Origin of the sequence: Bradyrhizobium sp. LCT2 (assembly GCF_009931255.1) — a bacterium.
In the GTDB taxonomy this organism is placed as follows: domain Bacteria; phylum Pseudomonadota; class Alphaproteobacteria; order Rhizobiales; family Xanthobacteraceae; genus Bradyrhizobium; species Bradyrhizobium diazoefficiens.
The window spans coordinates 4,501,567-4,514,141 of the sequence record NZ_CP034432.1 but is presented as its reverse complement, the minus strand read 5'-3'; the positions used below and the strand labels follow the sequence as shown (position 1 = coordinate 4,514,141).

Sequence of the window (12,575 nt, the reverse complement as noted above, 5' to 3'; positions counted from 1 at the left end):
AGCCCGCTGCCACGCCCGCGCTGCCTGGTTACAAGCCTCAACAACCGCGACAGATATTCTTCAGCTTCGCCGCGGTTCGGGCCTCTTCCGCAACGAATGGATCCTTGTATGGGGCCCGAGATATGTCGATTTCCACGGCAATGGACTTCTTCACCTTCGGAGGAAACGCGGCGTCGTAACAGGCGAGCCGTCCGCTCGTGCTTTCGATCTCGCGGCAGTCAGATTCACCGGCGATAGCGCCTTGCGCGAATGCGCCGAGCGTCAATACGACAAGGAGCGTTTTCATCCAGATACCTTTCCGGGGCGGCGTTCACACGAGGCATTCTCTTGCGATGGACCCGGGCGCGCCATGTGACGAACCGCAGGCGTCACCTCATGCCTCGAACTGGTCGAACTCATCGGAGAGCAGAATCCGGCCTTGCGGTGTGCATATCCGCACGTCGAGATAGCCTTCCTGCAACAGCTCCCTCGCCTTCTTCAAAGCGGCAGCCGTTGTGGTGCGACCCAAGCTGACGTAGCCGCTTTGATCGCGCGCGCTCACCAGATATTGCAGTGGCGTCCTATCCACGCAGAAAAGCCGCCGCAGCCACCAGAAGCAGTAGAAACATCGGGACGATCACCGGCGGTACGATCCAGTCGGCCAGACGAAATCGAGGCATGCACGCTCTTCCTCGTTCGGCGGGAGCGCTCGTGACCCTCAGTCACCGATGGAAGCCGTGGGAAGGGCGGTGATGACGCGACTCTACGCTTACGTCCCGCCAATAGCGAGCTTTATAACGGGGCGCGACATCAGTGAACGCGATTTCGACGGACCAACCATTTCGAATTGTCTGAAATGCCGCGGCAACAAGACGGCTGACGGCGCCGGATCCGAGATTGCTCCTGGTTTCCTCGCCAAATCTGTCCGCGAGCGCCGCCTTCCTGAACCTCTCCGCAGCCTGTGCCGACCGACGCATACCGGGAGATTGCATTGTCCGGAACAAGCTCAGCGCCGCCAGGCATTATTCAGCTTGGTCGCGCTGCATTCTGATCGTCGAATGCGCACGACGGCATGATGCAAGGGTCTTGACTTGAGGCCTGATCCAATTAGCAACGGGCGGCAGTCTCCACGCCGGTTCCGCATTGATGATGACAATCTATTTCGATCTCGACGGCACCCTGACCAACCCGAAGCCTGGGATCACCCGCTCGATCCAATACGCGCTTGAGCGCTTGAACCTCGCGGTGCCGAGCGAGGACAAGCTGACCTGGTGCATCGGGCCTCCGCTGCATGCCAGCCTGAAAAAGCTGACGGGCACCGACGAGCTCGCCGACCGGGCGCTGCTGCTCTATCGTGAGCGCTTTGCCGATATCGGCCTGTTCGAAAACGAGGCCTATGCCGGCATCACGGACACCTTGGCGACGCTGGCCGCGACAACACCGCGCATGTTCGTCGCCACCAGCAAGCCCGCGGTCTACGCCACGCGTATCGTCGATCATTTCGGCCTGAAGCCCTATTTCGAACGCGTGTTCGGCTCCGAGCTCGACGGCACGCGCGTCGACAAGCGCGACCTGCTCCGCCACGCCCTCGACGAGGCCAGGGTCGATCCCACCAGTGCGATCATGATCGGCGACCGCAGCCATGACGTGGTCGGCGCCCGCACCAACGGCATGACCGCGATCGGCGTGCTCTATGGCTATGGCAGCGAGGCCGAGCTGCGGGACGCCGGCGCGCATCACATCTGTGCCGCGCATCCGGACTTGCTCGGCCATTGCCTGGCGTAGGACGCCCATCCCGGTCCGCCATCACCGCAAGCCTTCGTCCTGAGCGAAGGCAGCGCTCGGCAATTCCAGATTGTCTTGGTTGGCAGCCTGCATCACGCTGGCTCGCATGAGGACTCACGCCACGACAAGCGGATCCGAACTGTTGCTGGGCATGATCGCGATCCGGCTCGCGGCGCTGGTCGTGGTGGGCTGGAGCCTTGCGCTCCTGCCGCGGCAGGCGCGCACCGTTGAGCTCGCCTGCACGCCCTCTGTCGCAGCAGCAATCAAGACGCAGGCTTCAGTGGAAACCGTCGGCCCGCGCGTCGTCGATGCCGCGTTCGACGACATGCTTCGGCACGACTAGAGCGTTCCCGAGCAAGGCCGGTATGTGACTGCGCGATAGGACAAGGCGCTCGCTTGCGCTAACTTCGGCGCCAAGGCCGCATCGATCAACCAGCGGCCAGCCGAGGAGCATATCGATGGAATACCGACGCTTGGGCCGGTCAGGCCTCATGGTGCCCGCTCTGAGTCTTGGAACCGGCACCTTCGGCGGCGTCGGCCGCCTCGCTGCGTGGGGCACCACGGACGCGAGCGAAGCCCGCCGCCTTCTCGATATCTGTCTCGAGGCCGGCGTGTCGATGTTCGACACCGCCGACGTCTATTCGCTCGGCGAGTCCGAGCGTGTTCTCGGCGAAGCCATCAAGGGCCGCCGCGACAAGGTTTTGATCTCGACCAAGGCGACGTTCCGCTTCGGCGACGGGCCCAACGATATCGGCTCGTCACGGCAGCATCTGCTCGCGGCCATCGACGGCTCGCTCGCCCGGCTCGGCACCGACTACATCGACCTGTTCCAGCTCCATGGCTTCGACGCCTTCACCCCGCCTGAAGAGGTGCTCGCCACCCTCGACGTGCTCGTGCGCGCCGGCAAGATCCGCTATGTCGGCGTTTCGAACTTTTCAGGCTGGCACCTGATGAAGTCGCTCTCCGTCGCCGACAAGCACGGCTTCCCGCGCTACGTCGCCAATCAGACCTACTATTCATTGATCGGCCGCGACTATGAGTGGGAGCTGATGCCGCTCGGCCTCGACCAGGGGATCGGCGCCGTGGTCTGGTCGCCGCTCGGATGGGGACGCCTCACTGGAAAGATCCGCCGGGGGCAGCCGAAGCCCGAGGTCAGCCGCCTGCCCAAGACTGCCGATTTCGGCCCGCCCGTGCCGGACGAGCACGTCTATCGTGTGGTCGACGCGATCGACGAGGTCGCCAGGGAGACGGGAAAGAGCGTCTCGCAGATTGCGCTGAACTGGCTGCTCCAGCGTCCGACGGTCTCGACGCTGATCATCGGCGCGCGCAACGAGACGCAACTGCGCGAAAATCTCGGCGCGGTCGGCTGGTCGTTGACCAAGGACCAGGTCGCAAAGCTCGATGCCGCGAGCAAGGTGACGCTGCCCTATCCCTACTGGCACCAGCGCACGACCTTCACCGACCGCAATCCGCCGGCAGTGTAGGGCGCCCGGGCTTGAGCTGCATCAAGCCCGCTCGCGTCGGCCGTGGCATCGTACGGCCCTCGCGAGGCTTCCGATGCGCCGATTTGCCATGAAGGCCCTGTTTACGGCCCTCACTTTCAGAAAGGGTGAGAGAGAGAGGATCGATTGGGATCGCCGCATTCTGATCTTCTCGACAGTGGTAACGATCGTTTTGATCGCACTCTACGTCTGGAGCAAGGCAAACTCGCGCTGAGAATGACGGGGAATGCTCGATGAAGAGGTTCGCGCCGGCCCTGCTGGCCGTTGCCGTGCTATGGAGCACCGGTAGTCAAGCCACGGACTTCGAGCAGCGGCACGCTGAAGCACTGTTGCAGCGGATGTGCTCGCGGTGCCACGCGGTCGGCAAGACCGGCACGAGCCCGAACAAGGTAGCGCCGCCGTTTCGCCGCCTCGGCGAGAACAAGCTCTACGATCCCGATTTCATGCAGCGCCTTCAGGACGGCTACAGCAGCATTCACCGCTTCATGCCGACGTTTCGATTCGGCCGCGACGACGCCGAGGCCGTGGTAAACTACCTCAGAGCGATTCAGGAGCCGCAGAAGCCGAAATAGCCATCGGCTTTGGCTGGAACCATCCCGGGTCGGATCAAGTTGCGAACGAGCAACTGCGCCTCAACCGAACACGATTACCATGTCGTCCGCCCCAACAGTGCATGCCGACGGCCTGCCGCAGCCCCAGCGCAACCAGGCGATCCTGACCATTGCGCTCGGCATCATCATGGCGGTGGTCGACAGCGCCATCGCCAACGTCGCGCTGCCGACGATCGCGGCCGACCTCGACGCGAGCCCGGCCTTCTCGATCTGGATCGTCAACGGCTACCAGCTCGCGATCACCATCTCGCTGCTGCCTCTGGCTTCGCTCGGCGAGATCGTCGGCTATCGCCGCGTCTATCTGGTCGGGCTCGTGCTGTTCACGCTCGCATCCGCCTTCTGCGCGCTGGCGCATACGCTGCCGCTGCTGACGGTCGCACGCATCGTCCAGGGCTTTGGCGCGGCCGGCATCATGAGCGTCAACGCGGCGCTGGTGCGCTTCACCTATCCGCGCAGTCTGCTCGGCCGCGGCATCGGGCTCAATGCTCTTGTCGTCGCTTGCTCGGCCGCGGTCGGCCCGACGCTCGCGGCCGGCATCCTCGCGGTCGGAAGCTGGCCCTGGCTGTTTGCCATCAACGTGCCGCTCGGCGCGGTGACGCTGGTGCTCGGCCTGCGCAGCCTGCCGCACACCAAGCCCGCGAGCCATTCCTTCGACTGGCAGAGCGCGGGTCTCTCCGCGATCACCTTCGGCGTCGGCATTGCCGCGATCGACAGCGTCGGCCATGGCGAGGCCGCGCTCACCTGCCTCGTCCAGTTCGCCATCGCTCTCGTCGCCGGTGCGCTGCTGATCTACCGCGAGACACACATGGCCTCGCCGCTGCTGCCGGTCGACCTCTTGCGCATCCCGGTGTTCGCACTGTCGATCGCGACCTCGATCGCGTCGTTCTGCGGGCAGATGCTGGCCTTCGTCGCGATCCCGTTCTATCTCCAGAGCCGCTTCGGCTATTCCGCCGTGCATATGGGCCTCTTGATCACGCCGTGGCCGATCGCGATCGCCTTCACGGCCCCCCTCGCCGGCCGCCTGGTCGAGCATTATCCGGCGGGCCTGCTCGGCGGCATCGGCCTCACGCTGTTCGCCTGCGGGCTCGGCGCGCTGGCCCTCCTGCCTGCCGCGCCAACGCCGCTCGACGTGATCTGGCGGATGGCGCTGGCCGGCGCCGGCTTCGGCCTGTTCCAGACCCCCAACAACCGCACCATGATCGCAGCCGCCCCGCGCGAGCGCGCCGGCGGCGCCAGCGGCATGCTGGGCACGGCGCGGCTGCTCGGCCAGACCACCGGCGCGGCGCTGGTGGCGCTGTTCCTCGGCCTCTATCCAATTGACGGAACCCGAGTCGCGCTCCTCGCTGGCGTCGGATTTGCGCTCTGCGGCGCGGTGCTGAGCATGCTGCGGCTCTCGCCCGCAGGCGCGCGCGGCGCCGAGCAAGTCCGCGTGCAGGACGACCAGCGCCTGCGCGGCGAATAGACCGGCCCACGCGCAGGTTCGCCCCCCTTCTCCGCACAACCGGTGCGTGGCTTAACTATCTGGACCAATGACGTATTGCCCTCCCGCCCTGGTTGCGCTTCACTGCGGACGGGACAAGGGGCATTTCATGCGTTCAATTGGAATTGTGGCGCTCAGCGTCATGCTGGGCGGCTGCGCGTCTGTCACGCGCGGCACGACCGAGAATATCAGCATTTCATCGACACCTTCAGGCGTTGAAGCCGTCGTTAGCGGAATGGAGGTTCCGACCACCTGCACGACGCCCTGCTCCGTGGTCGTCAAGCGGAACGCCGACATCTCCATCACCTTCCAGAAGGACGGCTACGAGCCGCAGATCGTCCCGCTCAGCCGCGACATACAGACCGGCGGCGCCGCCGGCTTTGCCGGCAATCTCTTGCTGGGCGGTGTCGTCGGCATGGGGGTCGATGCCGCGACGGGCGCGGCAACCGATCACAAGCCGAATCCGGTCATCGTCACGATGCAGCCGTCCGCTCCCGCCCGCGCACGGCCAACCGCGCCGAAGAAACCGCGGCCGCCTGCGGCACCCGCGCCTGACACCGGCACTTAAAGCCCCGCACTGCGACACAAACAAAAAGGCCGGCTGAACAGCCGGCCTTTTCGATTTCATCACGCGCCGATCAAGCCTTGACCAGCGGCCCCTTGGAGGTCGGCCCCTTCGAGCCGCCGGGGCCGCCCGGCTTGGGCTTGCCCGGCGGGCGCTTGCGGGCGCCGGGCAACTTTTCCTGCTTCGGCGTGACCGGGCCTTCGACGAACTCGAAGCCGATCTTCTCCTTGGTCTCGTCGGCCTCGTCCTTGACCAGGACGACGCGGACGTGGCCACCGCTCTTGAGCTTGCCGAACAGCACCTCGTCGGCCAGCGGCTTCTTGATGTGCTCCTGGATCACGCGGGCCATCGGCCGCGCGCCCATCTGCTCGTCATAGCCGTGCTGAACCAGCCAGGCCTTGGCGGGCTCGGACAGCTCGATGGTGACGTCGCGGTCGCCGAGCTGAGCCTCGAGCTGGAGCACGAACTTCTCGACCACCGTGCCGATCACCTCGACGCTGAGATGGCTGAACGAGACGATGGCATCGAGGCGGTTGCGGAATTCCGGCGCGAACTGCCGGTTGATCGCCTCGTGGTCGTCGCCTTCCCGCTTCGAGCGGGTGAAGCCAAACGCCTGCTTGGCCAGATCCGAAGCACCCGCATTCGTGGTCATGATCAGGATCACGTTGCGGAAATTGACCTGCTTGCCGTTGTGGTCGGTGAGCCGGCCGTGATCCATGATCTGGAGCAGCACGTTGTAGAGGTCGGGATGTGCCTTCTCGATCTCGTCGAGCAGCACCACGCAATGCGGATGCTGGTCGACGCCGTCGGTGAGCAGGCCGCCCTGGTCGAAGCCGACATAGCCCGGAGGCGCGCCGATCAGGCGCGACACGGTATGCCGCTCCATGTATTCGGACATGTCGAAGCGCAGCAGCTCGACGCCGAGCGACGCCGCGAGCTGCTTTGCGACCTCGGTCTTGCCGACGCCGGTGGGCCCGGAGAACAGGTAGCAGCCGATCGGCTTCTCCGGCTCGCGCAGGCCGGCACGCGCCAGCTTGATCGAAGCGGCGAGCGACTCGATCGCCTTGTCCTGGCCGAACACGGTGCGCTTCAGCGTCTGCTCGAGATGCTTGAGCACCTCGGCATCGTCCTTCGACACGCTCTTGGGCGGGATCCGCGCCATCGAGGCGATCGTGGTTTCGATCTCCTTGATGCCGATGGTCTTCTTGCGCTTGTTCTCGGCGACCAGCATCTGCGCCGCACCGGATTCGTCGATCACGTCGATCGCCTTGTCGGGCAGCTTGCGGTCGTGGATGTAGCGCGAGGAGAGCTGCACCGCAGCCTCGATCGCCTCATTGGTGTACTTCAGCCGGTGGTAGTCCTCGAAATACGGCTTGAGGCCCTTGAGGATCGCGATCGCGTCCTCCACCGTCGGCTCGTTGATGTCGATCTTCTGGAAGCGCCGCACCAGCGCGCGGTCCTTCTCGAAGTGCTGGCGGTATTCCTTGTAGGTGGTCGAGCCCATGCAACGGATCGTGCCCGAGGCAAGCGCCGGCTTGAGCAGGTTCGAGGCATCCATCGCCCCGCCCGACGTCGCGCCCGCACCGATCACGGTGTGGATCTCGTCGATGAACAGGATGGCGTTGGGATGCGCCTCGAGCTCCTTCAGCACCTGCTTCAGGCGCTCCTCGAAGTCGCCGCGATAGCGCGTGCCCGCAAGCAGCGTGCCCATGTCCAGCGAGAACACGGTGGCAGCCGCCAGCACCTCCGGCACCTCGCTGTCGACGATGCGCTTGGCGAGGCCCTCCGCGATCGCGGTCTTGCCGACGCCGGCTTCGCCCACGAACAGCGGGTTGTTCTTCTGCCGGCGGCACAGCACCTGGATCGCGCGGTTGATCTCGGAATTGCGTCCGATCACCGGATCGATCTTGCCGTCGCGCGCCTTCTTGTTGAGGTTGACGCAATAGGTCTCGAGCGCTTCGCCCTTCTTCTTGGCGTCGTCGCTGCCCTTGGTCTCGGTCTCCTCGTCGACGCCGCGCACGGGGCGGGCCTCGGAGACGCCCGGCCGCTTGGCGATGCCGTGGCTGATGTAGTTGACGGCGTCGTAGCGCGTCATGTCCTGCTCTTGCAGGAAGTATGCGGCGTGGCTCTCGCGCTCGGCGAAGATCGCGATCAGCACGTTGGCACCGGTCACCTCTTCGCGACCGGAGGATTGCACGTGGATCACCGCGCGCTGGATCACGCGCTGGAAACCGGCGGTCGGCTTGGCATCGTCGGCGCCATCCGTCACCAGGTTCTCGAATTCGGTCTCAAGATAGTTGACGAGGCTCGTGCGGAGCTTGTCGAGATCGACGCTACAGGCGCGCATGACGGCGGCTGCATCGGAGTCGTCGATCAGGGAGAGCAAGAGATGCTCGAGCGTCGCGTATTGGTGATGACGCTCGTTTGCGATCGCCAGCGCACGATGCAGGGATTGTTCAAGGCTTTGAGAAAAAGTCGGCATTCGCGTCCTCTATGGCCCCCACCATCATGATCGTCCTCGCCCGGTCAGGCAACAACAACCTTTGTCACATATAGTTATACAAGACCGCGGCGAAAGACCGGTTCCGCGACTCGGCAGCTAGCCACCTGCGGTATTTTTCGATGCAAAACCCGTTCCGATTTGGGCGGGATCGGCGCCGGTGCAGAATTCCGTAGTTTTGCCGGCTGCGATGGAGATCGCGCGCAGGCATCACGCGGCGATCACACTGCGACATACACAAGCAAGAGCCGGCTACGAACGCGCCGTGGGGTGACTTATTTCTTTTCCATCACGCATTGCAGCGGATGCTGGTGCTTGCGGGCGAAGTCCATCACCTGCGTCACCTTGGTTTCGGCGATCTCGTAGGTGAACACGCCACACTCGCCGATACCGTGATGATGGACGTGCAGCATGATCTTGGTCGCCGCCTCGACGTCCTTCTGGAAGAACTTCTCCAGCACGTGGACCACGAACTCCATCGGCGTGTAGTCGTCGTTCAGGATCAGAACGCGATACAGGTTCGGCCGCTTGGTCTTCGGCTTGACCTTGGTGATGACGGAGGTGTTCGGACCCGTCGGGCTGCCGGAACGGTTCTCGTCGTTGCTCATCCGGGGAGCGCGGGCGGCGGCGGCCGCAGACAGGTCAAGGCTGGAAGTCAATTGCGACATGGCTCAGGCGTTCAAATTCCCCACGGAAGCGTATGACGGCCCGCCGCGCGGCCCCGCCTTTCGGAGCTTCGCACTGGCGCACCGCGCTTTTGGATCGCCGCTTCCAACCGGTCCGGTCCAAACCAGATCGATTGCAGGAATATGGGCTTGCCCCCGCCTCGCCGCAAGCGTGCAAAAGTCCGGCTATGGCGGGCCCGATTCCCGATCCGGGCGATCCTGACCAAGGTTAATCAATCCGGACCGGTTTGACAAAAATTTCCGCCGCGCCGGTCTAGAAACAGGTTGACCAGGAACCTAGCCGTTAACGCGACCGCGACGGTTTCGCGCGGGATCGTCTCCGGTCTTCTACGGTACCTGCTGTTCAATCGCTTGGCGCGAAATCGAGCAAAATCGCAAATTTCGAGGATGGCCGTGCTGCGTCCGCCCTGCCCTGTGTCAGCCGCATCGCTCGACGCGTCCGGCACCACCATCACCTCGCAGATCAGCAGCGAGGCGCGGACCCAATTCAACGCGCCGTTCATTCGTGCTGTGCGCATCGAGCGGGTGAGCATCCGATCCACACCATGCCGGCGAACACCGGCAGCGCCCTGCCCCCAAGCGTGCTGCAATATCGCGCGAGCAGCACCGGCAAATTCTGCTTGGTCCCGCCGGCGAACCCGACCGCGCTCTGGCACGGATCGGTCGCGACAACAAAAAAGCCCGGCTGGTTCAGCCGGGCTTCTTGCTTCCAGGATGTCCGGGAAAAGTTAGTTGGCGGCCGGGGTGAACTTCGACACGATGGTCTCGACCGGCTTGAACGCCTGCTTGGCGAGGTCGCTGTAGAGGCCGGCAATCTTCTGCGATTCCGCGACGAAGGTCTCGTAGGCGGAACGGGCGAAGTCGGTCTGCGCTTCCATCGCCTTGTCCAGCGACTTCACGCCGGAAAGCTTCTCGACGAAGGACTTGGTGTCTTCGAACGACTTCTTGGTGTAGTCGCCGTAGGCGCTGGCGATTGCCTGGAGGCCGTGCTGCACCGAGGTCGCGGAGGCGACGCACTGCTCGAACTGCTCTTTCCCGTAGCTCTGAAAGTCTTCAACCTTGAACATTTCGGAATCCTTTTCCCTGGCTCGCGTCGGGAAGCCCCGGCTCCCTGACTCTGCCCACAATTAGTGCAACGCACAAAAAAGTCAAGAATCTTGTGCGTCGCACAAAAACTAGATCCAAACCGAAGAGATTCCCGGGGTTTCCCGCAAGGGTTCCTTAACCTTTTGGAAACCGCGGACCCCTACCTTGATTCCCTGGACGTGTTCAGCTTCCGCAAGCGGCCAAAAGCCGTTTGAGAACATCACCTTAGCCAGAATAGCGGCTCAGGTTCAACGTCCCCCGCGGCGAGCACCAGCGGAGGGGCAGCCTGGGCAGGTAATGATCCCGGGTCCATTGGGCACAATTTCGCCTCACGGGCCGGTGATCAAGTCAGAAACGGGGACGGGGTTTCATGCTTCGTAAAAACTTGTCTTCCTCGCGCTTGGCGCGGGTCGGGGTTTTCGGGCTTCTTACGGTCACCACCGCGGTCATCTTCACCACCGATGCCGCCGAGGCGCGGCGTCACCGCCGCCACTACGCGCACCACCGGGTGCAGCGCGACGTGTCCGAGAGCTCCAGCCCGAAATTCGCGTCGATCATCGTCGACGGCAATTCCGGCTCCGTGCTCCAGGCAACGAGCCCCGACGGGATTCGCCATCCGGCGTCGCTGACCAAGATCATGACGCTCTATCTGCTGTTCGAGCGTCTCGAGTCCGGCAAGATGAAGCTCGACACCGAGATGCCGGTGTCGCAGCACGCCGCCGATCAGGATCCGACCAAGCTGAACCTGCGTGCCGGCCAGACCATCCGTGTCGAGGACGCGATCAAGGGTCTCGTCACCCGCTCCGCCAACGACGCAGCCGTGGTGATCGCGGAAGCGATCGCCGGCGACGAGGACGACTTCGCCCAGATGATGACGCGCAAGGCGCGTTCGCTCGGCATGTCCAAGACGGTCTACCGGAACGCCAACGGCCTTCCCAACGACGAGCAGGTCACGACCGCGCGCGATCAGGCCACGCTCGGCCGCGCCATCCAGGAGCGCTTCCCGCGCTACTACCGCTATTTCGCGACCTCGACGTTCAACTGGCGCGGCCAGTCGATCCGGAACCATAACCACCTGCTCGGCAGCGTCGAGGGCGTGGACGGCATCAAGACCGGCTACACCCGCGCCTCCGGCTTCAACCTCGTGACCTCGATGCGCCGCGGCAACCGCCACCTGATCGGCGTGGTGCTGGGCGGCCGCAGCGGCGGTTCGCGCGACGCCATCATGCGAAACCTGCTCGCGGAGAACCTCGACAAGGGCGCGACCAGCCACACCGTCGCCGCGGTTACCGAGCGTAGCGGCGCTGACGCCGCTGCCGAGGTCGCCGATGCGTCGGATACCCCGGCCCGCACCGCTCCGCAGGTCCAGGCCGCGGCCGCCCCTGCTCCCGAAGCAGCCCCGTCGCGTCTCGCCTCGCGCCTGTCCACGCTTGCGGCCGCCACCGCCGCAATGCCACCCGCTCAGCCCAAGCCTGAAGCTCGGCCGACTGAATCCAAGATCGAGCCCGCGCCGCTCACCAATGGCGTGATCTCCAGCCAGCCGCTCTCGATCATCCCGGGCTCGTCCGAACCGATGAAGCCGGTCCGGGTCAAGACGGTGCAGGTCAAGGCCGGCACCGTGAAGGTCGCCTCCGCCGCCCCGTCGCAGGTCGCGCCGCAGATTACCAACACGGTTGCCTCCCGCTCCGACGTCGCGGAAACCTCCGGCGCCGTCGTCGCCCGGGCCGATCTGATCAACAAGCCCGAGATCCAGAGCCAACCGGAAGCGCCGAAGGCGGAAGTCGCCCGCACCGAGCTGCCACGCCAGCCGGCCGGCTTCGGCACCGGCAACGGCGTCCTCGGCGTGCTGCCGGCTGCGACCGCGCCCGCCCCGGCCGCTCCGAAGCTCGCCTCCGCCGACCCGGCGCCGCAGCCGATCCAGATGAGCGCCACCACCAAGCCGGTCGTCACGCACAGCGGCTGGATCGTCCAGGTCGGCGCGCTCGAGAGCGAGAACGAAGCCCAGCAGCGCATCGACGCCGCCCGCAGCTCGGCCCGCGGCCTGCTCAGCAAGGCCGATCCGTTCACCGAGCCTGTCGTCGCCAAGGACAATCGCAAGCTCTACCGCGCCCGCTTCGCCGGGCTTGAGCGGGATCAGGCCGAAGCCGTCTGCCGCGCCCTGAAGCGCGCCGACATCTCCTGCATCACCGTCCGCAACTGATCTCCCGCACCGTTCCGAAAAATGCCCGCGCCTTGCGCGGGCATTTTTGTTTTCGGCATGCGGCCAGCCAAAGTCGGTTCCGCGACAACCTCTCGTCAACGTTTTACGGTTAAATTTTTACTCAAGAGATCGGCCACGCTGAAATGGCGGGCATCGGGGCGACGACAGACAGAGCCAACGG

Annotated in this window: 14 protein-coding genes; 8 read left to right on the top strand and 6 right to left on the bottom strand. The window is 64.7% G+C overall.

Features of this window, described 5'->3' with window-relative positions:
- Window positions 1–37: 37 nt before the first annotated feature.
- Entirely contained in the window at window positions 38–286 is a 249-nt protein-coding gene (locus tag EI171_RS21820; RefSeq protein ID WP_028171546.1) for a hypothetical protein, read from the bottom strand.
- Between the two features lie 87 nt (window positions 287–373).
- Window positions 374–568, bottom strand: a complete 195-nt coding sequence (locus EI171_RS21815; RefSeq protein ID WP_135177275.1) for a hypothetical protein — start codon at window positions 566–568, stop codon at window positions 374–376.
- 163 nt (window positions 569–731) lie between these two features.
- On the opposite strand from EI171_RS21815, the gene EI171_RS21810 reads away from it, so the two are divergent.
- From EI171_RS21810 to EI171_RS21780, 7 genes are all read left to right on the top strand, one after another.
- Window positions 732–1,055 carry a hypothetical protein gene (locus EI171_RS21810; RefSeq protein ID WP_131234181.1) on the top strand — a complete coding sequence of 108 codons (324 nt, stop codon included), beginning with the start codon at window positions 732–734 and terminating at the stop codon, window positions 1,053–1,055.
- 70 nt (window positions 1,056–1,125) lie between these two features.
- The gene (locus EI171_RS21805; protein WP_060913133.1) at window positions 1,126–1,764 is read left to right on the top strand and encodes an HAD family hydrolase; all 639 of its coding nucleotides are present in this window, start codon (window positions 1,126–1,128) and stop codon (window positions 1,762–1,764) included.
- 151 nt (window positions 1,765–1,915) lie between these two features.
- Window positions 1,916–2,107, top strand: a complete 192-nt coding sequence (locus EI171_RS21800; protein ID WP_246740638.1) for a hypothetical protein — start codon at window positions 1,916–1,918, stop codon at window positions 2,105–2,107.
- A 115-nt stretch (window positions 2,108–2,222) separates the two neighbouring features.
- The gene (locus EI171_RS21795; RefSeq protein ID WP_161534648.1) at window positions 2,223–3,248 is read left to right on the top strand and encodes an aldo/keto reductase; all 1,026 of its coding nucleotides are present in this window, start codon (window positions 2,223–2,225) and stop codon (window positions 3,246–3,248) included.
- Window positions 3,249–3,499: 251 nt separating this feature from the next.
- Complete coding sequence (locus EI171_RS21790) at window positions 3,500–3,838, top strand: c-type cytochrome (protein ID WP_161534647.1); 339 nt, start codon at window positions 3,500–3,502, stop codon at window positions 3,836–3,838.
- 79 nt (window positions 3,839–3,917) lie between these two features.
- Window positions 3,918–5,339, top strand: coding sequence for an MFS transporter (locus EI171_RS21785; RefSeq protein ID WP_161534646.1), 1,422 nt, complete (start codon window positions 3,918–3,920; stop codon window positions 5,337–5,339).
- Window positions 5,340–5,466: 127 nt separating this feature from the next.
- Complete coding sequence (locus EI171_RS21780; RefSeq protein ID WP_028171539.1) at window positions 5,467–5,925, top strand: PEGA domain-containing protein; 459 nt, start codon at window positions 5,467–5,469, stop codon at window positions 5,923–5,925.
- A gap of 70 nt (window positions 5,926–5,995) precedes the next feature.
- On the opposite strand, the gene clpA is transcribed toward EI171_RS21780, so the two are convergent.
- From clpA to EI171_RS21760, 4 genes are all read right to left on the bottom strand, one after another.
- Entirely contained in the window at window positions 5,996–8,404 is a 2,409-nt protein-coding gene (gene clpA / locus EI171_RS21775) for an ATP-dependent Clp protease ATP-binding subunit ClpA (RefSeq protein WP_011087911.1), read from the bottom strand.
- Window positions 8,405–8,697: 293 nt separating this feature from the next.
- The gene (clpS, locus tag EI171_RS21770) at window positions 8,698–9,030 is read right to left on the bottom strand and encodes an ATP-dependent Clp protease adapter ClpS (RefSeq protein WP_027548135.1); all 333 of its coding nucleotides are present in this window, start codon (window positions 9,028–9,030) and stop codon (window positions 8,698–8,700) included.
- Between the two features lie 290 nt (window positions 9,031–9,320).
- Window positions 9,321–9,641, bottom strand: coding sequence for a hypothetical protein (locus EI171_RS21765; protein ID WP_161534645.1), 321 nt, complete (start codon window positions 9,639–9,641; stop codon window positions 9,321–9,323).
- Between the two features lie 195 nt (window positions 9,642–9,836).
- Window positions 9,837–10,175, bottom strand: a complete 339-nt coding sequence (locus EI171_RS21760) for a phasin family protein (protein ID WP_011087913.1) — start codon at window positions 10,173–10,175, stop codon at window positions 9,837–9,839.
- A gap of 389 nt (window positions 10,176–10,564) precedes the next feature.
- Between EI171_RS21760 and EI171_RS21755 the strand changes: the two genes are divergently transcribed.
- A complete protein-coding gene (locus EI171_RS21755; RefSeq protein WP_161534644.1) occupies window positions 10,565–12,394 on the top strand; it encodes a D-alanyl-D-alanine carboxypeptidase in 1,830 nt (609 codons plus the stop codon).
- The last annotated feature ends 181 nt before the right edge of the window (window positions 12,395–12,575 follow it).